At 40.9% G+C, this 23,353-nt stretch carries 19 protein-coding genes and 1 pseudogene; 9 read left to right on the plus strand and 11 right to left on the minus strand.

What is annotated here, in order from left to right:
• A pseudogene (locus tag SE27_RS13645) lies at positions 1 to 673 on the minus strand (IS3 family transposase); the annotation flags it as partial.
• A gap of 356 nt (positions 674 to 1,029) precedes the next feature.
• Here SE27_RS13645 and SE27_RS06210 point away from each other — a divergent pair.
• From SE27_RS06210 to rnk, 3 genes are all read left to right on the plus strand, one after another.
• Positions 1,030 to 2,268, plus strand: a complete 1,239-nt coding sequence (locus tag SE27_RS06210) for an alpha/beta hydrolase family protein (RefSeq protein ID WP_039621783.1) — start codon at positions 1,030 to 1,032, stop codon at positions 2,266 to 2,268.
• Positions 2,269 to 2,422: 154 nt separating this feature from the next.
• Positions 2,423 to 3,676 carry a serine hydroxymethyltransferase gene (glyA, locus tag SE27_RS06215; RefSeq protein ID WP_039621785.1) on the plus strand — a complete coding sequence of 418 codons (1,254 nt, stop codon included), beginning with the start codon at positions 2,423 to 2,425 and terminating at the stop codon, positions 3,674 to 3,676.
• 165 nt (positions 3,677 to 3,841) lie between these two features.
• The gene (rnk, locus tag SE27_RS06220) at positions 3,842 to 4,246 is read left to right on the plus strand and encodes a nucleoside diphosphate kinase regulator (RefSeq protein WP_039621787.1); all 405 of its coding nucleotides are present in this window, start codon (positions 3,842 to 3,844) and stop codon (positions 4,244 to 4,246) included.
• A 194-nt stretch (positions 4,247 to 4,440) separates the two neighbouring features.
• Here the strand turns inward: rnk and SE27_RS06225 are convergent, their stop codons facing one another.
• The 3 genes from SE27_RS06225 to SE27_RS06235 form a co-directional block, all read right to left on the minus strand.
• Positions 4,441 to 4,923, minus strand: coding sequence for an FKBP-type peptidyl-prolyl cis-trans isomerase (locus SE27_RS06225; RefSeq protein WP_039621789.1), 483 nt, complete (start codon positions 4,921 to 4,923; stop codon positions 4,441 to 4,443).
• Positions 4,924 to 5,058: 135 nt separating this feature from the next.
• Entirely contained in the window at positions 5,059 to 6,345 is a 1,287-nt protein-coding gene (locus SE27_RS06230; protein WP_039621791.1) for an NAD(P)/FAD-dependent oxidoreductase, read from the minus strand.
• A 119-nt stretch (positions 6,346 to 6,464) separates the two neighbouring features.
• Positions 6,465 to 7,775, minus strand: a complete 1,311-nt coding sequence (locus SE27_RS06235; RefSeq protein WP_039621794.1) for a D-alanyl-D-alanine carboxypeptidase PBP6B — start codon at positions 7,773 to 7,775, stop codon at positions 6,465 to 6,467.
• Between the two features lie 180 nt (positions 7,776 to 7,955).
• Here SE27_RS06235 and SE27_RS06240 point away from each other — a divergent pair, with 180 nt between their 5' ends.
• Positions 7,956 to 9,659 (plus strand): M61 family metallopeptidase, encoded by a 1,704-nt coding sequence (locus SE27_RS06240; protein WP_039621795.1) that lies wholly within the window; start codon positions 7,956 to 7,958, stop codon positions 9,657 to 9,659.
• A 133-nt stretch (positions 9,660 to 9,792) separates the two neighbouring features.
• On the opposite strand, the gene SE27_RS06245 is transcribed toward SE27_RS06240, so the two are convergent.
• The 3 genes from SE27_RS06245 to SE27_RS06255 form a co-directional block, all read right to left on the minus strand.
• Entirely contained in the window at positions 9,793 to 10,146 is a 354-nt protein-coding gene (locus tag SE27_RS06245) for a hypothetical protein (protein WP_039621797.1), read from the minus strand.
• Positions 10,147 to 10,387: 241 nt separating this feature from the next.
• Complete coding sequence (gene uraH, locus SE27_RS06250) at positions 10,388 to 10,786, minus strand: hydroxyisourate hydrolase (protein WP_039623851.1); 399 nt, start codon at positions 10,784 to 10,786, stop codon at positions 10,388 to 10,390.
• A gap of 25 nt (positions 10,787 to 10,811) precedes the next feature.
• A complete protein-coding gene (locus SE27_RS06255; protein WP_052251712.1) occupies positions 10,812 to 11,297 on the minus strand; it encodes a GlcG/HbpS family heme-binding protein in 486 nt (161 codons plus the stop codon).
• Positions 11,298 to 11,419: 122 nt separating this feature from the next.
• On the opposite strand from SE27_RS06255, the gene SE27_RS06260 reads away from it, so the two are divergent.
• The 3 genes from SE27_RS06260 to SE27_RS06270 all read left to right on the plus strand — a co-directional run bounded on the left by SE27_RS06260 (position 11,420) and on the right by SE27_RS06270 (position 16,265).
• The gene (locus SE27_RS06260) at positions 11,420 to 12,091 is read left to right on the plus strand and encodes a heavy metal response regulator transcription factor (RefSeq protein WP_039621799.1); all 672 of its coding nucleotides are present in this window, start codon (positions 11,420 to 11,422) and stop codon (positions 12,089 to 12,091) included.
• The gene (locus SE27_RS06265) at positions 12,088 to 13,461 is read left to right on the plus strand and encodes a heavy metal sensor histidine kinase (protein ID WP_039621801.1); all 1,374 of its coding nucleotides are present in this window, start codon (positions 12,088 to 12,090) and stop codon (positions 13,459 to 13,461) included. Before SE27_RS06260 ends, SE27_RS06265 begins: the two co-directional genes overlap by 4 nt.
• A gap of 566 nt (positions 13,462 to 14,027) precedes the next feature.
• Complete coding sequence (locus tag SE27_RS06270; protein ID WP_039621803.1) at positions 14,028 to 16,265, plus strand: NADP-dependent isocitrate dehydrogenase; 2,238 nt, start codon at positions 14,028 to 14,030, stop codon at positions 16,263 to 16,265.
• Positions 16,266 to 16,628: 363 nt separating this feature from the next.
• Here SE27_RS06270 and SE27_RS06275 read toward each other — a convergent pair whose 3' ends face one another.
• Complete coding sequence (locus tag SE27_RS06275) at positions 16,629 to 17,444, minus strand: rRNA large subunit pseudouridine synthase E (protein WP_039621805.1); 816 nt, start codon at positions 17,442 to 17,444, stop codon at positions 16,629 to 16,631.
• Positions 17,445 to 17,640: 196 nt separating this feature from the next.
• Between SE27_RS06275 and icd the strand changes: the two genes are divergently transcribed.
• A complete protein-coding gene (icd, locus tag SE27_RS06280; RefSeq protein ID WP_039621807.1) occupies positions 17,641 to 18,897 on the plus strand; it encodes an NADP-dependent isocitrate dehydrogenase in 1,257 nt (418 codons plus the stop codon).
• A gap of 172 nt (positions 18,898 to 19,069) precedes the next feature.
• Here icd and SE27_RS06285 read toward each other — a convergent pair whose 3' ends face one another.
• A complete protein-coding gene (locus SE27_RS06285; protein WP_039621808.1) occupies positions 19,070 to 19,939 on the minus strand; it encodes an IS982 family transposase in 870 nt (289 codons plus the stop codon).
• A 133-nt stretch (positions 19,940 to 20,072) separates the two neighbouring features.
• Between SE27_RS06285 and SE27_RS06290 the strand changes: the two genes are divergently transcribed.
• Entirely contained in the window at positions 20,073 to 20,633 is a 561-nt protein-coding gene (locus SE27_RS06290; RefSeq protein WP_039621810.1) for a M23 family metallopeptidase, read from the plus strand.
• Here SE27_RS06290 and SE27_RS06295 read toward each other — a convergent pair.
• Both SE27_RS06295 and SE27_RS06300 read right to left on the minus strand, forming a co-directional pair.
• Positions 20,630 to 21,808, minus strand: coding sequence for a YbfB/YjiJ family MFS transporter (locus SE27_RS06295; protein WP_039621812.1), 1,179 nt, complete (start codon positions 21,806 to 21,808; stop codon positions 20,630 to 20,632). The two genes, SE27_RS06290 and SE27_RS06295, sit on opposite strands and share 4 nt — an antisense overlap.
• 220 nt (positions 21,809 to 22,028) lie before the next feature.
• The gene (locus SE27_RS06300) at positions 22,029 to 23,264 is read right to left on the minus strand and encodes a pyridoxal phosphate-dependent aminotransferase (RefSeq protein ID WP_039621814.1); all 1,236 of its coding nucleotides are present in this window, start codon (positions 23,262 to 23,264) and stop codon (positions 22,029 to 22,031) included.
• Positions 23,265 to 23,353 lie beyond the last annotated feature (89 nt).

Consider the following 23,353-nt stretch of genomic DNA (forward strand, 5'->3'; position numbering starts at 1 on the left):
ATGTACGTGATATCTGTACACCAGACTTGATTAGAGTGATCTATAACCATGTTTTTCAAAAGATATGGAAAAATACGGTGTGCAAGATTAGGCTTACTGGTATTGGGCTTTGGATACAAGGCATGTATTCTCATCAAGCGCATTAAACGTCGGACTTTACGCCGACCTATTTGATATCCTTGACGCTGTAGCATGTCTCGTATCATTCGACTGCCCATAAATGGGTAGTCGATGTGAATTTCATCAATTAGACGCATTAAACTCAAATCAGTTGATGAAATCTCTTTGGGCTTGTAATACAACGTGCTGCGATTGATTTGAATCAATTGCGATTGTTGTCGTACCGAAAGTTGATGGGTCTTATCGATCATTTTTTGCCGCTCAGTTGCCCTGTTTTTCTGAGTGCACCTTCTAAAAAATCAATTTGCAATGCCTGATGTCCTATCTTGGCATGTAAAGCTTTAAGATCAATCTCTGGTTCTTGTTGTGCTGTTGGTCGTGAAAAAATATTGATCGATTGCTCAAGCAGTTGATTTTTCCAATCAATGATTTGATTTTGATGTAAATCGAATTGAGTAGAAAGCTCAGCGAGTGTGTGGTCGCCTTTAATTGCTGCGAGAGCAACTTTAGCTTTGAAATCTGCTGAGTGATTACGACGTTTTCTTCGTGTCATGGTTGACTCCAGAAACAAGCATTTCCCATGCTTATTGGGGAGTAGATTATCACTTATAGACGTGGTCTAAAATCATAGATCCACATCACTATATAGAAAAATTCAACTTTTTAAAATATATATCATCTATATATAGCCAAATAACAAGAAGTAACTTTTTTCTGATTTTTGAATTTTAAATAAAATATTATTAATTTATTGTTTAAAAACAATATCTTGTAATTTTTTGGTGTTCAATTTACATGCATGGTTTTATATTTATTTTTAAAATCTATTGTGAAAACTAAAAAATAAAGGTATTGATATTGATCATAATTTAGTTCATTACAACAAAAAATGTATAAGGAAATACAAACATGAAAAAAACATTGCTCACAATGTTAATGACCAGTTCCGTGCTTTTTCTAACTGCTTGCGGAAGTGATAATGATAATTCAATCACTTTGGCACCGAGTAATGATGTTCCGGTAAATACTATAAAAGATCCAGTGGTAAGGGTGGAATTGTATGACGCAGATGGTATGTCTGAAGCCGCGGCAGATAGTCAGTTAATGACTTATAAAATGCTTGGGGTCGATAATAAAGAAGTCATGGCAACCGCTTTGGTATTTGTGCCTAAAACGCCTGAACCTGCAAATGGTTGGCCGATTGTGGCATGGGCGCATGGAACGACTGGAGTGGCCGATAAGTGTGCACCAAGTCAGCAAGGCTTAAATGGTACTCAATATCTTCTGCAAAAGTTATTGGCAGCCGGCTATGTGGTGGTAGCGCCAGATTATGAAGGTTTGGGAGAACCGAGCGGAAAAGAATCTCATCCATTCCTGAATCTAAAAAGTGAGGCGTATTCAATTACCGATGCTGTGGTGGCAACACGTAATTATTTAGACAAACAAGGTAAAAAAACTGCTCGCCAGTGGGTAACGGTGGGACACTCTCAAGGCGGGCATGCAGCTTTGGGTGCTGCGCAATATGCGTCAAGAGCAAAACTTGATTATAAGGGAACGATCGCTATTGCACCGGCCTCTAATCTCGATACGATTTTTGATTTTGGTACCGAGTATGCGAAGACTCTAGCTCCCGCTGATAAAATAGGCATATATGCATCATTAAATACTTATGCTGCATTGATTGTAGCAGGTATGCAAAGTCAACTAAATCCCGCAACGTATACACAAGTGTTTCAGCCTGAGGCGGCAATCACTGCGGCTGATGCAACTACGATTTGCGCTCCGCCATTAGGTGGAAAGTTTGCGGCACAAATGGATGCGGTATACCCAACTAATCCATCGTTATCAGGTTATCTAACCCAGACTAATTTTATGCAAGTACCTATGGTGGCAACTTTTATTAACAAAACGGCTCAACCATTAACAGTGAAAGTAACTACACCGATTAAGATTTATCAGGGTCAATTGGATACTACAGTTCCTAAAGTTGCCACTGATAAACTGGTTAATTCGGCGAGATCCAATGGAACGGTTATAGAGGATAAAAATTATCGAATTGGGCTTTGGGATCATACGAGCGCATATACCTCAAATATTGATAATATCGTGAATGATGTTAAAGAGATGATGCCAACACCTACTCCATAATTTGCATTGACATAAATAGCTCATGTTTTTAATTAAACATGAGCTATTTTTATTTAAAACTGAACAAAGTTCATTCTCGATATTTATAAACTTCATGCTACAATACGCGCCAATCTTAGCACGGCTTAAAAGCCCTAATTATAGGACCTCGCTAATGTTTGCCAATATCTCGATTTCTGAATTTGACCCAGAATTAGCCAAAGCAATTACTGCTGAAGATGAGCGCCAAGAAGCGCACATCGAGCTAATCGCTTCTGAAAATTATTGTTCTCCAGCAGTAATGGAAGCGCAAGGTTCAAGACTGACCAATAAATATGCGGAAGGCTACCCTGGTAAACGCTATTATGGCGGTTGCGAATATGTAGACATCATCGAACAATTGGCTATTGACCGTGCTAAAGAATTATTTGGCGCTGACTATGCAAACGTTCAACCACATGCGGGTTCACAAGCCAATGCGGCTGTTTACTTGGCATTGTTAAACCCAGGCGATACGGTTTTGGGCATGAGCCTTGCTCACGGTGGTCATTTGACTCACGGTGCAAAAGTTAGCTTTTCAGGTAAAACCTATAATGCTATTCAGTACGGTTTAGACACTGAAACCGGTGAAATTGATTATACAGAAGTAGAGCGTTTGGCTTTAGAGCACAAACCACGCATGATCGTTGCAGGTTTCTCGGCGTATAGCCAAATTGTAGATTGGCAACGTTTCCGTGAAATTGCGGATAAAGTGGGTGCTTATTTATTTGTTGATATGGCGCATGTTGCAGGTTTGGTTGCAGCGGGTGTTTATCCAAGCCCAGTGCAAATTGCCGATGTAACCACCACGACGACCCATAAAACTCTACGTGGCCCACGTTCAGGTTTAATTCTGGCCAAAGCAAATGCAGAGATTGAGAAAAAACTGCAATCTGCTGTATTCCCAGGTAACCAAGGTGGTCCATTGGTGCATGCAATTGCAGCTAAAGCGATCTGCTTTAAAGAAGCAATGGCACCAGAATATAAAGAATATCAAAAACAAGTGGTGGTAAATGCTAAAGCGATGGCTGAAGTGTTAATCGCTCGCGGTTATGATATTGTATCGGGTGGCACTGAAAACCATTTGTTCTTATTGTCACTGATTAAACAAGATGTGACCGGTAAAGAAGCAGATGCGTGGTTAGGTGCAGCGCATATTACTGTAAACAAAAATGCAGTTCCAAATGATCCGCGTTCTCCGTTTGTGACTTCAGGTATTCGTATTGGTACACCTGCAGTTACTACACGTGGTTTCGGCGAAGCTGAAGTACGTGATTTGGCGGGTTGGATTGCTGACATCTTAGATGCTAAAGGCGACGAAGCTGTGATCGATGCGGTTAAAGCAAAAGTTGAAACAGTGTGTGCTAAATTCCCAGTTTATGCAAAATAACCAGTAACTTGAGAAAGCCCCTCAAAAGGGGCTTTTTTTATAGATATCTAAAAGTCATATTCTTCAAATATTATATTTCTGCTATGACAGAATAATAGTTCATAAAAGATATAAATCATTTTGCTGTTGCTGTAATGACATCTTTCGTTCAAAGGAATCAGGTAAATGGCTAAACCCACGATTATTATTTCACAACAAGATTTACAGCGTTTAGAAACCATGCTGGATCATCAAGCTAAACTCAGCCCGACCATGGAGCATCTTGAAGATGAGTTGGCGCGTGCAGATGTGGTCGCTCCGCAAGATGTCCCTGCAAATGTAGTCACCATGAATGCGCGCGTATTGATTGTGATTGCACCTGCTGTTGAAGCCATGGAAATTACTTTGGTTTATCCGCATGATTTCCGCGGTGATAAAGGTCAAGTGAATGTCATTGCACCGATTGGTGCGGCCATTTTAGGCTTAGCTGAAGGTCAGGAAATTGAATGGCCGCAGCCTGATGGTCATTTAATGAAAGTGAAAATTGAAAAAGTGCTGTATCAGCCAGAACGTGAAGGCGATTATTTATAATCTTGGATCGATTAAAATGCTGCGGATTAAACGCAGCATTTTTATAGCTACTGCTTTAAAGGATATCTGTTGATTCGAGCTTGATTTTTTAAAGCCCCTTAAAGTGATTTAAATCAAAAATAAGAAATCGGTGATCTTTTTTAGCCATAAAAAAGGCAAAGTAAAAACTTTGCCTTTTTTTGATCATAACGATCTTAGTGGTGGTGACCACCTGCGCCGTGTACATGACCATGTTCTAATTCTTCAGCAGACGCTTCACGAATTTCAATCACTTCAACGTCAAAGGTCAAATCTTGGCCAGCAAGTGGGAAGTTGGCATCAACAAGAATGTTGTCGCCTTCAATTGCTTTAACCGTTACAACTTGAACACCGTCATCAGTTTGTGCTTGGAACTGCATACCCGGTTGAATGTTGTCTACGCCTTGGAACATTTGCGCAGGAACTTCTTGTACGAGTTCTGGATTGTATTCGCCATAGCCTTCAGCCGCAGGAATACTAACTGTGAATTTTTCACCAACAGTTTTGCCTAATAAAGCATTTTCTAAACCAGGGATGATGTTACCTGCACCGTGCAAATATGCAAGTGGTTCACCTTGTGATTGGTCGAGAGTTTCGCCCTCTGCGTTTGTCAACGTGTAGTGGAAAGAAACCACGAGGTCATTTGCAATAGCAGTCATGTTATTGGTCCATTCAAATTTTTAAGGGTACATCATAAAGTGAAAAGCAGATTTTGTAGACCTTATTTAGCAAAAATCTACGTTTTCTCGCTTTTTTATGACGTTTTTCTAATAATAGGGACGTTTTTTAGAATTTCAATGCAATTTTATCTTCGGTCCAATTTTTCTTGTGACAAAATCTTTAGCGGTTAACACGCCGGCATGTGCATAACCATGAATTGTGGCTTGATGTAGGCGATATAAAGACACATACATGGACTTGGCCACAAAGCCTTGTACATTGATTTGCCCCATAAGTTCGCCCACCGCATTTTGCTGACTTAACGACACCAAAGAGCCTTTATCTGAGAACTTAAACATCGGTTGAGCTTTACCTCGAAGGCGCGCTTTCATTGCAGCGACTAAAAAGTTGGCTTGCTGACTGGCCACTTGCGCACGTGGGCCAAGTGCAGGCTCATCTGCGGCAAGTTGGCAATGGGCGCAGTCCCCAAAAGCAAAAATATTGGGGTCTGATACAGTTTGCAGCGTCGCAAATACTTTTAAGCGTTGAATATTATCCTTTTCAAAACCTTTAAAAGCATCTAATACCGCTGGCGCTTTAATACCGGCTGCCCAAACTTTAATTTCGGCTTGCACCGTGCTGCCATCGGTAAAATAAATGGTATCGGCGTCGACTTTGGCCACACGATGTTGAGTTAACACCTGAATACCAAATTTTTTCAATTGCTGCATGGTATTGTGCGCACTGGTTTTGGATAGGGCAGGCAAAATGCGTTCGGCAGCTTCAATCACCGTAATATTGACATTTCTGGGATCAATTTTATTTAGACCATAATGAAAGAAATTTTGTTTGGCTTGTACCAGTTCCGCCGCCAATTCAATACCGGTTGCACCGGCGCCAATAATAGCAATGTTTAAGCTGCGATGCTGACTTTGATTTTGTGCATCTAAATATAAATGCAGCAAATCTTGCTGGAATGTCTCTGCTTGCTGACGACTATCCAGAAAATGACAGTGTTGCTTCACGCCTTCAGTATTAAAGTCATTTGAAGTTGAGCCAACCGCCATAATTAAGGTGTCATAATCTAAATACATGCTGTCTGTTGTTGAGTTTCTTTTCGATGAAGATGGCGTGTTGAGCATGATTCGTTTGTTGTTGGGCTCAATTGCGCTGAAGCTGCCTAAAACAAAGGTGTAGTGATGCTGAGCAGCATGGGCGAAATAATTGGTTTCTTCGCTATGCGGATTGAGGGTGCCGGCAGCAATTTCATGTAACAGCGGTTTCCAAATATGGGTAAGCTTCTGATCCACCAAGGTGATCTGTGCTTTATCGGTTTTGCCGAGTGCTTGACCTAAACGCGTGGCCAGCTCTAAACCGCCTGCACCACCACCGACAATAACTATTTTATGTAGAGATTTCATTTTCAACCTATTTGTTATTTTTAAAGATAAAAAAAGATGGCCTCAATATGCCATCTTTAATTCATTGCTTTGGTTAAGATTGTTATACAGCTTACATAATGTCAGTAAGTTTTGTTCGATTAACCCAGTGGATAGGTTTTAACTTCAGCTTCATTACTAGAGAAAAATGTAAACAGCTGTTGAAACCAAAAGATGATTTTTTGTAAAACATTGGCTTCTTCGATGCGTACGTCGTCTTCAAGGCTGATGGTTTGAATCAACTGGTTATTTTGATAGACCTGTACAGTGGCCAATTGCATTATTTTAGCCAACGGTGCAGTCAGTGTTTTTTGGTTAATTTCGACATTTAAGTGGGTTTGGGTTTCTTGTAATGGTTCAATCGCTTGAATAATGCCATCACCACGATTGAGCATAATCCGCTGATTGACCATATCATAAGTTTTTAAATCTATGGCGTAGGGTTGATCATAAAGGGATGTGGTAATAATTTGCGGTTTAGGGCTTTCAAGTTTAAACATCTTTAAGGTGGATTTAATAACCGGTAATTCAGCAATCAGCTGTTTGTCTTTAATCGCCACTTCATTACGCGTATAGCTATAGGCCATATTCATCAGTGAGTAGGCTACTTCGGCACGTTTTGCGGCACTGGGTGTGCCCATGACCACCACCACTAAGCGACGTTCAGGACTATCTGGCTGCATGGTTGGGCGCTTGGCGGTTAAAGCCAAGTTATAACCGGCGGCTTTGGTAAAGCCGGTTTTTAAACCATCAACAGTCGGGTCGAGTTTTAGCAGGCGATTGGTGGCATTGTGGAAGCGGTTGTTATAAGAAAAACTCTGTTGTTTAGAGTAATTTAAATAATCTGGCGTTTGATTAACCAAAGCCTGACCTAAACGTGCTAAATCCGCTGCGGTTGAATAATGTTCAGGCATGGTAATGCCAGCGGGATTTTGAAAATGCGTATCTTGCATGCCCAGCGCTTTTGCTTCTTGATTCATGCGCGCTACGAATTTTGGCACATCACCGGCAATCCGTTCGGCTAAAGTCACTGCGGCATCATTGGCAGACATCACCACTAAACCTGCCAGCAGATGATCAATTGAAATTTGCTCACCGGCTTTGAGATACATCTGCGACTCATCCCACATCACGGTGCTAACCACCGGTGTGGCGGTTAAGATTTCATCTTTACGCAAACGACCCGCTTGAATTTCTTTTAAGGTGATATAGGCCACCATCATTTTGGTTAATGAGGCCGGTGCGCGCTGCACATGACTATTGTGTTCGGCAATGACTTGTCCAGATTGCGTATCTAGAATAGTCCATGCTTGCGCTTCCACACTCTCTGGAACAAGGTTTAAGAGTGCGGCATTAACAAGTGTCGAGCAGAAGAAACTAAGCGATATGATAAGGTAGATGACAGCTTTCAATGATGTTCCTTTAACCGCCAATCCATTGGCGTAAAAATACAAAAAATATGGGGGCATGCTATGCTTTTTTTTACCGAATGGCTAGTCAGAATTGTAGACAATAGCGACAGTTCTGCATTGCTTTGTGAAAAAATGCTAAGCTAATTGCCAAGTTCTCTTTTTTATTTTGTATCAATCATTATGTTGCATTATCAAATCGAATTTGACGACTATCGTCAGCATTTAATTCACGTGACACTGCGCTTTTTAGCCGACCCGACGCAAGTGTTATCGTTACCAACTTGGATTCCGGGAAGTTACCTTATTCGCGAGTTCTCCAAACATCTTGAGTCAGTTAAAGCTTATGATGAAGATGGGCGTCTTTTACAAATTAGTAAATTTGAAAAGAATAAATGGCGTTTGTTTAATACCGATCATGAATTGATTACGGTTGAATATGATGTCTATGCCTATGATTTATCCGTGCGCGGTGCTTATGTTGACCAAAGCCGTTTATATGTTAATCCTGCCTGTGTCTGTCTTGGTTTAGACGGTCAAGAAGATAAAGCGATTGAAGTGGAAATATTCTTGCCGCCCGAGCTTAAACATTTTCAATTGGCGACAGGCTTACCACATAAAAGCTTCGTTAGCGGCCGTTATACCTTAAAAGCCAAAGACTATGCAGAGCTAATTGATGCACCCTTTGAGTTGGCCGAGCAAAGTCGTTTTAGCTTTGAAGCCGCCGGTATTGCACATGAATTCGTGATTTCTGGCAAACACGCGATGAATGCTGCGCGTATGCAGCAAGATTTAGAAAAAATCTGTGGTACAGAAATTGCCATGTTTGGTTCTGCACCTTTTAAAAATTATACCTTTATGACCATGGCAACCGGCAACAGCTATGGCGGTTTAGAGCATCCCAATAGCACCAGTTTAATTACTCCGCGTGATGACTTGCCACAAGCCGATGAGCTTTTAGAACCCTCTAAAGAGTATCAACGATTCTTGGGTTTATGCAGCCATGAATATTTCCATTCTTGGTTAGTGAAGTTTATTCGACCGGAAAATTTTGCCCACTATAATTTAAATAAAGAAGGCTATACCTCTTTATTGTGGATTTTTGAAGGCTTTACCTCCTACTATGACGATTTGATTTTGCTGCGTAGCGGCGTGATCAATCAAGAAAGTTATGTGACTTTGCTTAAAGCACAAATTGAGCGTTATTTGCAAAATCCGGGTCGTACTGTTCAAACCGTGGCAGAGTCGAGTTTTGATGCATGGGTAAAATTTTATCGTCCGGATGAAAACACCAATAATGCCGGTACCAGCTATTATAATAAGGGCTGTTTAGTGGCGCTGTGTTTGGACTTGGGCTTACGTTTACGTGGTTCAAGTTTAGATGCCTTAATGCGTAAGCTGTATGAAAATGCACAACAGGGCATTCAGGTTAGTGAGCGGACTATTTTTGATTTGTGTCGTGAGCTGACTGGACAAGATTGGGCGGAGCAGATTAATCACCTGATTAATACCACCGATGAATTGCCGCTGGATCAATTATTACCTGAGTTTGGTTTTTCTTTTGAACTTAAAAATGAACAAGCGTTACCGTTTGGTTTAAAAGTCGTGGATAAACCAGAAGGTGTACTGATTCAAACTGCCCGTCGTGACGGTGCAGCGGCAAAAGTCGGTCTTTCTGCCAATGATGTGATTCTTGCCATTGATGGCTTAAAAGCCTCTGAAAAATTGTTAGCAAAATATGTCAAACAAGCCGGCACTTATAGTGTTTATGCGTTTCGCCGTGATGAGTTGATGCAATTTGAACTTCAAGCGGCTGAAACCAGTTTAACCACAGTTGAGCTTAAAGTTGAAGATCAAGCCAAAGCTGATAAATGGTTAAAGGCTTAAGAATTGATTGATATATGAAATCAAAAACAGAGCATTTAGATGCTCTGTTTTTTTTGATGCGAATGTGATTGCATGAATAGCAATTAAGTCTTTAAATTATTGTTTTTAAAAATAAATTATTTATAAATTTTACTTATCGTATGCTGATGCGTTGATTGACTTTAATTTTTCGACATTCGCGTTGGCTTTCGAGCAAGGTGCGAAATTTAAAATCATTAAAATATGCATGACGATTTTGTATATTCATATCTTGGCTACTTTTGATTTCTAAGCACTGAAACGGGTGTAAACCCAACAAAATTTCTTGATCTTTTTGGCTTAAATTGGTGGTAGATAAATAAATCCAGCCGATGGTGGTGGCAAACTCAATATTATTATTCACCACTACAGGTGAGCTGGTTAATTTAATGGTATGTGTTTTAAGCAACTTACAGCCGGTCATGGATAAGCTAAAAATGGTTAATAAACCAAGAAAAAATATTTTCATATACATATGTATGCAGAGATCAGCGCTGATTTTGCCGAATTATAATCTAGAAAGATACGCTTGTTTTTAGTAAATGATCAGCAGTTTTACGAACTACTATTTTTAGTGTGATTGCATGTCATTAGTTTTTTGTCACGTGAATAAACATTACCGTACAGATTGAGAACCCATCTTGTTACTCAGCTATATTTATCGCGATTAAAAAAGCTCACATGTGTGAGCTTTATTTCAATCAGAAAACTTAGTTACCGCGATAGGTTGAATAACCGTATGGGCTTAAAAGTAGCGGAATATGATAATGCTCGACCGAACCATCGACTTCAAAAATTACTGGAACTTCAGGGAAGAATGATTTTTGTTTGTGCGCTTTAAACCAGTCACCTGTTTTAAAGGTCACTTTATACATACCTTTTTCTAACTTCTTACCTTCAGGATATAAAGCCGGAATACGTCCTTGCTCATTTGTCGTCGCTTGAGAAAGTTGAACCCATTTGCCATTTTTCTGTTCTTCAAGGCTGACTTTAACTTCTGATGATGGTAAGCCATCTTGTAAATTTAAAACATGCACACTGAGTGGGTTTTGAGCATAGCTTAAGCTTGCGACCAGTGTGGTTGCAGCAGTTAACAGTAATCTTTTCATCATAATGGTCTCAATTAAAATAAAATTAAAGTGAATTTAAAGTGGTTTGAATACCTTGGCTGGCACAATTATGGTCTTGTTCTGAGCCACCTGAACCTGCCACACCCACTGCGCCTAAAAGTTGTTTTTTATACATCACCGGTACACCGCCACCGAGTAATAACAACTCAGGTAGGGTATTTAAATTTTGTGCATCAGGGTTTTTTTGTGCATTTCGCATAAAATCCAGTGTGCTATTTTTACTTGAATATGCAGTAAAGGCTTTACGCTGTGCAGCAATTAAATTATGTGGACCAACTGATTCATGACGTTGGCTGGCAATGACATTACCGCCCTGATCAAGCACGACCACGGCCGCGGCTTTAGACTGACAGGACTGCATTACATTACGTGCTAATGTATTGGCAATGTCGAGGCTCATGACATATTCAGTTTTTAATTCGGCATGTGCCACTTGAGATAAAAGTAGTGGCAACAAGGCGCTTGCAAATATCGAGGTGATTAATTTCATCGGGTTCACACATTCGTTTTTATCTATAGCAACTAATGTAATCTATATTTTCCAAACAAGAGATGACAATCACATTACGCTTTTGTAATCTTGTGCGATATAAACGAGCGTTAAAATACAGCATGAATATTTTAATTGTTGAAGATGAATTCAAAATTGCCCAATTCTTGGCGCAAGGGCTGAATGAATCTGGTTATCACAGTACAATTGCCAGTGACGGTTTAGAAGCCTTATCGCTGCTACAACAGCAATCTTTTGATTTGGTGTTGCTGGATGTCATGCTGCCTAAATTAGATGGTTGGGGCGTGTTAGAGACGCTACGCACTTTTTCTAAAATTCCGGTACTAATGCTGACGGCTAAAGATCATGTCTTAGACCGTGTTAAAGGGTTGGAACTGGGCGCAGATGATTATCTGATTAAACCTTTTTCCTATATTGAATTATTGGCTCGCGTGAAAAGCCTATTAAGACGTATTCCACAGCCGGAATTAGACTGTTATCAAGTTGAAAACTTAATACTTAATCGTCTCAGTCATGCGGTATATCGCGATCAACAAAAAATTGAGCTGACCAGTAAAGAATTTGTGTTGTTGGAATTGCTCATGCAGCATCATGGGGAAGTTTTAACCCGAACTCAAATTGCCTCAATGGTATGGAATATTAATTTTCAGACCGACACCAATGTGGTGGACGTCGCCATTCGACGGTTACGTGCCAAAGTCGATGATCCGTTTAATCCCAAACTAATTCAAACCGTGCGTGGTATGGGGTATAAATTGGGTCTATTAGAATGAGTTTTTTTCGACGCTTGAGTTTGGAAATGCGATTAAGCGTGGCATTGACACTCATTTCCTGCATTGTTTTTATGAGCATTGCCGGACTGTCGTATCAAAATATGCAACAGATGTTGAGCGAACAACAAAATCAAATTTTAGCGGCGCGTATTCAGCGCATTGAACTTTTTTTAGATGATGCGGCAACCTTTCAAATCTTAGTCAAACATCCCAAACTCTATGAAAATATGCTGGGGCAGGAAGACAGCTTACTGATTTTAAATAATTCGCAGCGCAATTTAATTCAGATTAATCCACTGCATATTCAATTACCAACATTGCCATATTCTGCGCAAGTACAATTCACTGACAACCAAGCACGTCAAGCCACCACGCGTTTGGCGTATAAAACGGTGCATTTTGAAGGTCAGTCTTATCAATTGATTGCCGGTAAACAACTGGCACCCATGCAGAGCATTCTCAAAGACTATGTATGGAAACTCATTTTAAATAGTGTGTTGGGCGTATTGATTTTAAGTGCATTGGGCTGGTGGGTTGGACACTATTTATTGCGTTCCATACGTTCACTTATTTTAGAGACTCGACAAATAAATGCTCAGAAACTATCACATCGGATACCACTTGAGTCGAATAGCTTAGAGGTGCAACAACTCAGTCAAGCCATGAATGAAATGTTGGATAAAATCCAAGGCAGTTATCAGCAATTGGCGCAGTTTTCTGAAGATATTGCGCATGAATTGAGAACGCCATTAAATAATTTAATTGGGCAAACTCAAATTACCTTATCGCAACCGCGCAGCAGTGGTGAGCTCGAGCAATTGTTATATTCGCATTTAGAAGAATATGATCGCCTGACCAAAATGATTGAAAATATGTTGTTTATTGCCCGTTCTGAACAAGGTCAATCGACGCTTGAAAAGCAGCAAGTACCCATCGATGAGGTGCTGTCTCATTTACTGGATTATTTTGAATTTGTGGCGGAAGATAAAAATATCACTGTGCAAATTACCGGAGCAAAACAGGTACAGGTATGGGCAAATATGCAACTGTTGCAACGTGCCTTATCCAATCTGATGATTAATGCCATCGATTATGGTTTGCACAATGGTAAAATAAGCATTGCCATTGAACAGCATGCAGCACAGCTGGAAATTAACGTGCTGACCCATGATGTATTTATTGCCGAGCAGCATTTAAACTCTTTGTTTGATCGATTCTATCAAGTCGATGTCAGTCGCCATGCGCATGCACGCACTGGAGGTCTGGGCTTAGCCATAGTGCAATCGATTATGCATTTACATCAGGGCACGGCTTCGGTGGAGAATTCTGCACAAGGTGTGGTATTTCGTTTGTTCTTTCCGATTGAATAGTCTTTTGTATGGACAGCACATTTACGCTGATAAAATCGGCTCGATGCGCGATATACATAAAAGACGTTAATCGATCCTTGATGGTGACATAAAAAATAGTTCATCACGACAGTTTTTAATGTGGTGCTTCATCATGCGCCGCAACATTGCAGTTTAGGCTTTGGCTGCATGGTGGATGATAGGTATGCGAAGCTTTTTTGATCGGGTCTATTGATTAAACCTGTCTGGTGTTCGTAGCCAGTTGAGCTTTGCTGTTTCAGTAGATCCTCATTAGGCTGGCTTTAGCGCATTGCTCATACGATTTGGTGAATGTTTGTGCGCTAAAAAGAGGCTATATTTCAAAAAAAAAGACATTCTGATTAAAATATCAGCATTTTTAAGCAATATGCGCTATGTGTCATTTCGTAGCGAAATGTCGTTATCACCGATCTTACGTTGACTGAAAGGCGGTGAAAGTCGATAATCTTAAGGTTTTATTTAAGCAAATCGGTTTAACACAACCGGTTCACAGGGGTTGGGCCATAAGCTCACTCCCTCAAAACTCAATTCAACACAAGGGGCTATATATGGCTGGTGGAAAGTCAACAATCATTTACACATTGACCGACGAGGCGCCACTGTTGGCGACTTACTCGCTACTGCCGATCATTGAGACCTTTACTAAGCCTGCTGGCGTCGAGATCGTTAAAACTGACATTTCTGTAGCCGTACGTGTGCTTGCAGAATTCGCGGATTATTTACGCGACGAACAAAAAGTGCCAGACACCCTCGCGGAGCTAGGCCGTCTTACTCAAGACCCAAATACCAACATTATCAAACTCCCAAATATTAGTGCCTCTGTTGGCCAATTGATCTTGTGTATCAAAGAACTCCAGTCAAAAGGCTATGCTATTCCTGACTATCCAGAAAATCCGACCACCGAAGAGGAAAAGGCGCTTAAAGTCCGTTATGGCAAGTGTCTTGGTTCGGCCGTGAATCCGGTATTACGTGAAGGTAACTCTGACCGTCGTGCGCCTGCTGCAGTCAAGAACTACGTTAAGAAACATCCGCATTCAATGAGCGAATGGAAAGAGTGGTCACAAACGCACGTTTCACATATGGAACATGGCGACTTCTATCACGGCGAAAAGTCGATGACACTAGATCGTCCGCGCAATGTGAAAATGGAGTTAATCACCAACAGCGGTGAGCGCATTGTGCTTAAGCCGAAGTTGGCATTGCTTGATGGTGAAGTCATCGATTCCATGTTCATGAGCAAAAAAGCGCTATGTGAATTCTATGAGAAAGAACTTGAAGATTGCCGTGAAGCGGGCATCTTATTCTCGTTGCATGTTAAAGCGACCATGATGAAAGTTTCGCATCCAATCGTTTTTGGACACTGCGTTAAGATTTATTATAAAGATGCCTTTGAAAAGCACGGTAAGTTATTTGATGAGCTGGGTATTAACGTCAATAACGGTATGTCGGTGTTGTACGAAAAAATTCAAACTTTACCGACTTCTGTACGTGAAGAAATCATTGAAGATCTTCATGCATGTCAGGAACATCGTCCTGCACTTGCAATGGTCGATTCAGCAAAAGGCATCACCAACTTCCATTCACCAAATGACGTGATTGTAGATGCTTCAATGCCTGCAATGATTCGTGGTGGCGGTAAAATGTGGGGTGCTGACGGCAAGCCTTACGACTGTAAAGCAGTGATGCCTGAATCAACTTTCGCGCGTATTTATCAAGAAATGATCAACTTCTGTAAATGGAATGGCAATTTCGATCCGAAGACCATGGGTACCGTACCGAACGTCGGTTTGATGGCACAAAAAGCGGAAGAATACGGTTCACACGATAAAACTTTTGAGATCACTGAAGCCGGTGTAGCGAACATCACAGACCTTGAAACAGGTGAAGTGTTGATGTCGCAAAACGTGGAAGAAGGCGATATTTGGCGTATGTGTCAAGTCAAAGACGCACCAATTCGTGATTGGGTGAAGCTTGCGGTCAGCCGTGCGCGTAACTCAGGCATGCCTGCGATCTTCTGGCTTGACCCGTACCGTCCGCATGAAAATGAGTTAATCAAGAAAGTTGAGAAATACCTGAAAGATCACGATACCACTGGTTTGGATATTCAAATCATGTCTCAAGTGCGTGCAATGCGTTACACGCTTGAACGCGTAGCACGTGGTCTTGATACCATTTCAGTGACCGGTAATATCCTACGTGATTATCTGACTGACTTGTTCCCGATTATGGAATTGGGTACGTCGGCGAAAATGTTGTCAATCGTGCCGTTAATGGCCGGTGGTGGCATGTACGAAACTGGTGCAGGTGGTTCAGCGCCGAAACACGTTCAACAGTTGGTCGAAGAAAATCACTTACGTTGGGATTCACTGGGTGAGTTCATGGCATTGGCGGTTTCTTTAGAAGAAATGGGCATTAAAGAAAATAATGCGCGCGCTAAATTGCTGTCAAAAACACTCGATCAAGCGACTGGTAAATTACTAGACAACGATAAGTCACCATCACGCCGTACTGGCGAGATTGACAACCGTGGCAGTCACTTCTATTTGGCCAAGTATTGGGCGGAAGAACTTGCTGCACAGGACGAAGATGCTGAGTTAAAAGCCAAGTTTACTCCGCTTGCAAAAGCATTGGCTGAAAACGAGCAGAAAATCGTTGCTGAACTTGCAGAAGTGCAAGGTAAGCCTGCGGATATTGGTGGTTACTATGTGGTGGATCAAGCCAAGGTAAATGCCGTCATGCGTCCGAGTGCGACATTCAATACTGTTCTTGCTGCTGCTCAAGTTTGATCAGTTGATGCTACTGACGATCTAGTCAGTAATTGATGTGAAAAGCCGGTGCATATGCGCCGGCTTTTTTTCGCTGCTAATTTATAGCAGGTAAATTTTCCTTTAAAAAGTGCAATCGATGTTACGCCGTGCTGCTGGCTTAGATTCTGAATCTATATAAAGATGAAATTGTTACGGAAGATTCAGCTTAATAGATGATTTTTCATTTTTTATCAGGTGAATTGAAGGTCATATTTTTTCGCTAAGAGAATACATCTCATCAAATAAATTTGATGGAATAGATGAGTGAATTACGCGCCTGAACTTTTATTTTTTGCATAAAAAACCGCAGTACAAGGCTGCGGTTTTTTTAAAATCTAGTGCTTAGCGTTGACGACGACCACGCGGGGTTTTGGTGTTTGGACGTGTTGTACCATTGGTCTTACGACGTGGCTTATCCGCATCATCCATTTGCCAAATACGCGGTGTACCGCCACCGAGCTTACGTTTGGCTTTAATTGGTGCTTCACCATTTTCTTCGCGTGCTTTGTCTTTGGCAATTGAGAAATGCGGTTTTTTACCGGTAGTCTTTTTCGCAAACGAGCGACCTTCATACGGTTTATCCGCAGGAACATCTTTAAAGTCAGGATAAAGTAACGGTTCAATTTCGATTTGTTCACCCGGTTGTAAACCGAGTTTGAGCAGACTAATCGTACCAATTTGCGTACGAATTAAACGTAAAGTCGGGAAGCCTACCGCGGAGGTCATGCGACGCACTTGGCGATTACGACCTTCACAAATTGAAATTTCTACCCATGAGGTTGGAACAGAAGCACGGAAACGAACAGGAGGAATACGTTCCCATAACCAATCTGGTTCATCCACTTTTTTTGCTGTGGCAGGTAAAGTGATACCATCTTTTAGCTCTACGCCTTTACGAAGTTGCTCAAGGGCTTCTTCAGTAATGTCGCCGTCAACCTGAACCACATAAGTTTTAAACTTTTTGCTGGCTGGGTTGGTGATGAATTGGTTCAAACCACCGTGATCGGTTAAGAACATCAAGCCTTCTGAATCTAAATCAAGACGACCTGCGATACGAAGATCGGGGTCTTGAGTAAAATCAGCCATGGTTTGATGTTTCTCATCGGCACGGAATTGGGAGAGAACGTCATAGGGTTTATTAAGAATGACGATTTTCATAGAAAATGACTACTTCGCTAATGATAAATTTTGGAAAAGCTGAGCTTATTTTATGGAGAAATGTTGTTATTTCCCATCTAAATCTCAAAAACACTTAAATTCGATTAAAGTATTATGCGTTAAGAACTGTTGAAAGTATTGCTTATTGGCAATTATTTTTTTAGATTTGCAAGCGACATGAGGGAGAACCTATCTTATGGGTTATCAGAAGATCGTAGTTCCTGTGGACGGTAACAAAATTACCGTGAATGCAGACTTGTCATTGAATGTGCCCAACCATCCGATTATTCCTTTCATTGAAGGAGACGGTATTGGGGTAGATATTACGCCCGTAATGAAAGCGGTGGTAGATGCTGCAGTGCAAAAAGCTTACGGTGGCAAGCGTTCGATTGAATGGATGGAAGTCTATTGCGGCGAAAAAGCAGATAAAATTTATGGCTCGTTTATGCCAGAAGAAACGCTTGAAGCACTACGTGAGTTCGTGGTTTCAATTAAAGGTCCATTGACTACGCCTGTGGGCGGCGGTATGCGCTCTTTAAATGTGGCCTTACGTCAAGAATTAGATTTGTATGTTTGCGTACGTCCAGTACGTTGGTTTGAAGGTGTGCCTTCACCGGTTCATCATCCTGAACTAACGGATATGGTGATCTTCCGTGAAAACTCAGAAGATATCTATGCTGGTATTGAGTGGAAAGCAGGTTCTGTAGAAGCTAAAAAAATTATTAAATTCTTAAAAGAAGAAATGGGCGTCACGAAAATCCGTTTCGAAGAAAACTGTGGCATTGGAATTAAACCTGTATCAAAAGAAGGCACACAACGTCTAGTGCGTAAAGCCATTCAGTTTGCAATTGATCATGATAAGCCCAGTGTGACTTTGGTGCACAAAGGTAACATCATGAAGTATACCGAAGGTGCGTTTAAAGAATGGGGTTACGAAGTCGCACTCGAGCGTTTTGGCGGAAAACTGATTGATGGTGGTCCGTGGGTCAGTATTAAGAACCCGAAGAGCGGTAAAGAAATCGTGATTAAAGATGTAATTGCCGATGCATTTTTACAGCAAATTCTAATGCGTCCTGCTGAATACTCAGTCATTGCCACACTGAATTTAAACGGTGACTATATTTCAGATGCACTGGCGGCTGAAGTGGGTGGGATTGGTATTGCACCGGGTGCAAATATCGGAGGTGCGATTCAAGTTTATGAAGCAACGCACGGTACTGCCCCAAAGTATGCCGGTCAAGATAAAGTTAATCCTGGTTCAATTGTGCTTTCTGCTGAAATGATGCTGCGTGACATGGGTTGGAGTGAAGCGGCTGATTTGATCATTACCGGTGTATCCGGTGCGATTGCTGCCAAAACGGTAACCTATGACTTTGAGCGTTTAATGCCAGATGCAACATTGCTGCGTTGTTCTGAATTTGGTCAGGCAATCATTGAGAATATGGAGCAGTAATATTCACTTCAGCTGGTTTAAAGAAAATCCGCATTTATTGCGGGTTTTTTATTTGGATAGTTATCGAGCAGAACAATTAAAAATATAGTGCCCAATATAAACCACCAAAAATTAGATTACACAAAAAAGTATTTTTAAGCAGAGTCTAATCATAGAATAACCCGAATCCTGCCTAAGCCAATGATTCCATAATTTGAATTGTTGGCTTATTGCGATGAGTTAATTGATAGGCACATAGTGATGCGTAAATTCCACTTAGAAATCCATGAATACTTCGAGCTTTACTCGTCACTAAGTTGTATTGTCCTTTTAATAAGCTGAATAACGTTTCTATCTTATTACGCTGTTTTAAGTGATATTCATCTGATGCAGATAGTTGAATAGACTGCATATTCTTTCGGTGATAAGTAATCAAATCAACACCTTGTTCTTTTAATTTGCTTTTTAAATCTTGGCTGATATAGCCACGATCCGCATAAAGCTTTGCTTCGAAGCCTTCAACCAATTGTTCAACCATTTTAATATCAGCGATATTCCCATTGGATAAAGCTGAGTTTACAATCTCGCCAAATTCATTCATCACAAGATGTAACTTGCAGCCATAGAACCAACCCATCGAGCTTTTGCCACGAGATGCAATTTTGGCTAATGATTTATGACGTTGAATGCGCTGATTTTTACAGACGGGTAGCGTCGTTGAGTCAATCCATAGATATTGATTACATTGACCTTTCATCATCGCCACATGTAAAGCATGTAGTGCCAATTGATGCATATTGATCAGGTGAATCACTCGTTGATAACAGGGTAAGCTTTTAAATAAATGACTTTTATCCTGCTTCAACCATGAGAAAAAGGCTTTGAAATTATTGAAGTGAGAACATTTATACCAAATGGCAATAAAACAAATTTCCGAGATCGTCAGTTGTGCATTTCTGATTCTTAAACAGTGCTTGCTTTGTTTAAGAAATTCCCAATAAGTAGCTTCAAATTTAAGAAAGAAATCATCAATTACGCAGAATAATTCGGTACTATTAAACATCAGGACTAGGGCTTTAGGTTTGGTGTCGTAACTCAACTGATGGCTCTAGTCCTCCTATTTTTCAAGTCAATTTCTTATCCGCGATTCGGGTTAAAATATAAATATAATTCATTTAAATCAAAGATAAAATTCAATGCACCCTCAACCCTTTAAAATTAGGCACAGTTTGGTTTTATTATTCAGCCTGATGCTCTTGTCTGGCTGTCAGCCACCAGCTTCTGGTGAGTCGGCAGGTCTACGCTATCCTGTTTTATATATGCAATTGCAACAAACAGCGCTACCCCAGCAGCTTCCAATGCCCGTTCAAGATATCAAGCCGCGTCAAATTCAAGATACGTGGGGTGCAGCGCGCAGTGAGGGACGAAAACATCAAGGAATTGATATTTTTGCCAAACGCGGAACAGCAGTGCTCAGCACCACGCAAGGCATAGTGGCGAAAGTCGGGCTAGATTCTTTAGGTGGGAAAGTGGTTTGGATTATAGGGCCTGATTTAACTCGGCATTATTACGCCCATTTAGATGATTATGCTGAGCAGATTCAAGTAGGGGATTGGGTAGAAGTGGGTCAAGTTCTTGGATATGTAGGCAATAGTGGCAATGCCAAAACCACTCCACCTCATCTGCATTATGGTCTGTATTTAAATGGACAGGGCGCAATTAATCCTTATCCATATTTATCCACAGCTTCGCTTTAAGTTTGTGGCGTACTTTTATAAGCATGACTTCGGGTAAACCAAAACAGTTGCAATGTACCGAATAATAAAACCAATGCCGCTAAACTAAACTGTTGCTGATAGGTCACTGCAAAATGCTGTAATGCACTAAAACTTAAACCGCCTATTAATTGTGTAGCGGCAAAACATAAGGTGGCGATGCTCCAAAGTTTTTTATAAGCCAGACCATAAATCTGCAAAATGGTGTAAGAGGTTAAAAACACCACTGCTGGATTGAGTAGGCCGGTTAAAAAAGAGGAGGCCAAAGTTAAAACGGTCATTGGACTAAGCGCGGCAATAAAAATAGCACCAATATAGACGCTATATAACAGGCGAAGCGCGGTAAAATTACCCAACTTTCTGGCCAATAAATACGCTGAAAAAGCCCCGAAAGCACTGCCTAAGCCATATAAAACCCAATTTAAGTTTATCCAAAATAAACTGAGTTGTTGTTCTTGGCTTAAGTAGTCAATCCAAAACAAGGAATGCGGGATATAGGCAAAGGCACTACAGGCATAGACCAGCAATAAGCTATAGAACAATGCATTTAAAGGTAATGCTGTTTTAGTTTGTATATTTTGCGCGGATAGACGCTGTTTAAAAGGCTTGAGTAAAAGATGCATAATGATACAAATAATGAAGGCAAATCCGCATAAAATTAGCCATGCACTTTGGATGGAGATTCGATCTAAATAGGGTAAAAACAAGGTCGCCAGTAATACGCCCATGCCAATACCACTAAAGCCAATAAAGTTAATTTTAAAGCGATCTTGAAGATCACAGCACTGCGCCACCACGCTTGGCGATAGAATCATTAATAAACCCCCACTGATTCCAGACAGTACACGCCAAAAAATATACCAAGCTTCACTCAAGCCTGAAAATGCACAACAAAATAAACTGATCATGCCAGCAACGGCAGCTGTTTGAATAGCCTGTGCCATTATTTTATTTTGGGGTAAACGCATGGCTAAAAAAGCTCCGATCAGATAGCCAAGTAAATTGGCACTGCCCAAGATGCTGGCAAAACTCAGACTCCAACCAAAAGCATCACGCGTGGTGGGCAATAAGGCAGTATAAGAAAACCGCAAAATGCCAATCCCAAGGCACATACTTAGGCACAAAAAAATACTCAGTTTAATATTGTTCGAGGACATCCTTATGCTCGCCGTTATTTAGTGTTGATTAACCATAGTAATTAACATGCGTGGAGATTTTTTGATAGCATGAGAATGCATAAAAAAGTAGCCCGAGCGGTTCTGTATTTTTCATGGTTCAGAACATAAACGTCAAAATATTGACTAAAGTTGCAATTTTAAATAGAAAATACAGAACATAAAAAACCGCGTTAAAGAACGCGGTTTTTTATGTGAGACATTAGCGCATTTTTGCAAGAAAACGGCTTAAACGACTAATCGCCTCGCGTAATTCATTTTCAGCCGGTAGAAATACCACGCGGAAGTGATCAGGTGTGGGCCAGTTAAAGCCAGTGCCTTGCACCAATAAAACTTTTTCCGCACGCAACAGATCGAGCATGAGTTTTTCATCATCTTGAATCGGATAAATTTCAGGATCAAGACGCGGGAAACAATACATCGCACCTTCTGGTTTTACGCACGAAACACCCGGAATGTCATTCAGCATTTCCCACGCAATATTACGCTGTTCATATAAGCGACCGCCCGGACGGATTAAATCGTTAATCGACTGATAGCCGCCCAAAGCCGTTTGAATGGCATATTGTGCTTGATGGTTGGCGCATAAACGCATAGAGGCCAACATATCTAAACCTTCAATGTAGTCCATTGCTCGTGATTTATCGCCAGTAATAGCCATCCAACCCGAACGGAAACCGGCAATACGATAGGCTTTAGATAACCCATTAAACGAAATACACAGCTGATTACCGGCAAGCGCAGCGACCGAGACATGCTCAATACCGTCATAAATAATTTTATCGTAAATTTCATCGGCAAATAAAATCAGGTCGTGTTTTTTAGCCAACGTTACGATTTGTTCTAATACATGTCGTGGATAGACAGCACCGGTTGGATTGTTGGGATTGATAATCACAATACCGCGCGTATTGGGCGTGATTTTACGTTCCATATCGGCAATGTCGGGATACCAATAGTTTTCTTCATCACATTTATAGTGAATGGCCGTCCCACCAGATAAATTTACCGCAGCCGTCCATAAGGGATAGTCAGGCATTGGCACCAGCATTTCATCGCCATCATTGAGCAAGCCTTGCATGGCCATCACAATCAGTTCGGAAACCCCATTGCCGATATACACATCATTCACGTGCATATCAAGAATGCCTTTTTGCTGGTAATACTGGCAAATGGCTTTACGTGCGGGAAAAATACCTTTGGAGTCGGTATAGCCCACTGCATTGGGTAGATTTAACGCGACATCGTTAATAATTTCTTGCGGTGCTTCAAAGCCAAATGGGGCGGGGTTGCCGATATTCAATTTAATAATTTTATGTCCGGCTTCTTCCATCTCGTTGGCCGCTCGTAACACAGGTCCGCGAATGTCGTAGCATACATGCTCGAGTTTGGATGATTTTTTGATTTCGCGTGATGTAGTGTTACCTAAAACGGACATAGTTGTATCCAATCATATCGGTGTAAAAAAAATAGATTACTGAAACAGCACAATCTATATTGAAATTTAGCTAGATATTTGTTTAGCTC

The organism is Acinetobacter harbinensis, assembly GCF_000816495.1.
GTDB classification, from domain to species: domain Bacteria; phylum Pseudomonadota; class Gammaproteobacteria; order Pseudomonadales; family Moraxellaceae; genus Acinetobacter; species Acinetobacter harbinensis.

What these genes read in the sequence shown, in the direction of transcription:
- SE27_RS06275 (WP_039621805.1), bottom strand. Translation starts at nt 17,444, where the DNA reads ATGAAAATCGTCATTCTTAATAAACCCTATGACGTTCTCTCCCAATTC.
- SE27_RS06295 (WP_039621812.1), bottom strand. Translation starts at nt 21,808, where the DNA reads ATGTCCTCGAACAATATTAAACTGAGTATTTTTTTGTGCCTAAGTATG.
- uraH (WP_039623851.1), bottom strand. Translation starts at nt 10,786, where the DNA reads ATGAAAAGATTACTGTTAACTGCTGCAACCACACTGGTCGCAAGCTTA.
- SE27_RS06230 (WP_039621791.1), bottom strand. Translation starts at nt 6,345, where the DNA reads ATGAAATCTCTACATAAAATAGTTATTGTCGGTGGTGGTGCAGGCGGT.
- SE27_RS06265 (WP_039621801.1), top strand. Translation starts at nt 12,088, where the DNA reads ATGAGTTTTTTTCGACGCTTGAGTTTGGAAATGCGATTAAGCGTGGCA.
- rnk (WP_039621787.1), top strand. Translation starts at nt 3,842, where the DNA reads ATGGCTAAACCCACGATTATTATTTCACAACAAGATTTACAGCGTTTA.
- SE27_RS06225 (WP_039621789.1), bottom strand. Translation starts at nt 4,923, where the DNA reads ATGACTGCTATTGCAAATGACCTCGTGGTTTCTTTCCACTACACGTTG.
- SE27_RS06240 (WP_039621795.1), top strand. Translation starts at nt 7,956, where the DNA reads ATGTTGCATTATCAAATCGAATTTGACGACTATCGTCAGCATTTAATT.
- SE27_RS06245 (WP_039621797.1), bottom strand. Translation starts at nt 10,146, where the DNA reads ATGAAAATATTTTTTCTTGGTTTATTAACCATTTTTAGCTTATCCATG.
- glyA (WP_039621785.1), top strand. Translation starts at nt 2,423, where the DNA reads ATGTTTGCCAATATCTCGATTTCTGAATTTGACCCAGAATTAGCCAAA.
- SE27_RS06300 (WP_039621814.1), bottom strand. Translation starts at nt 23,264, where the DNA reads ATGTCCGTTTTAGGTAACACTACATCACGCGAAATCAAAAAATCATCC.
- SE27_RS06285 (WP_039621808.1), bottom strand. Translation starts at nt 19,939, where the DNA reads ATGTTTAATAGTACCGAATTATTCTGCGTAATTGATGATTTCTTTCTT.
- SE27_RS06255 (WP_052251712.1), bottom strand. Translation starts at nt 11,297, where the DNA reads ATGAAATTAATCACCTCGATATTTGCAAGCGCCTTGTTGCCACTACTT.
- SE27_RS06210 (WP_039621783.1), top strand. Translation starts at nt 1,030, where the DNA reads ATGAAAAAAACATTGCTCACAATGTTAATGACCAGTTCCGTGCTTTTT.
- SE27_RS06270 (WP_039621803.1), top strand. Translation starts at nt 14,028, where the DNA reads ATGGCTGGTGGAAAGTCAACAATCATTTACACATTGACCGACGAGGCG.
- SE27_RS06260 (WP_039621799.1), top strand. Translation starts at nt 11,420, where the DNA reads ATGAATATTTTAATTGTTGAAGATGAATTCAAAATTGCCCAATTCTTG.
- icd (WP_039621807.1), top strand. Translation starts at nt 17,641, where the DNA reads ATGGGTTATCAGAAGATCGTAGTTCCTGTGGACGGTAACAAAATTACC.
- SE27_RS06290 (WP_039621810.1), top strand. Translation starts at nt 20,073, where the DNA reads ATGCACCCTCAACCCTTTAAAATTAGGCACAGTTTGGTTTTATTATTC.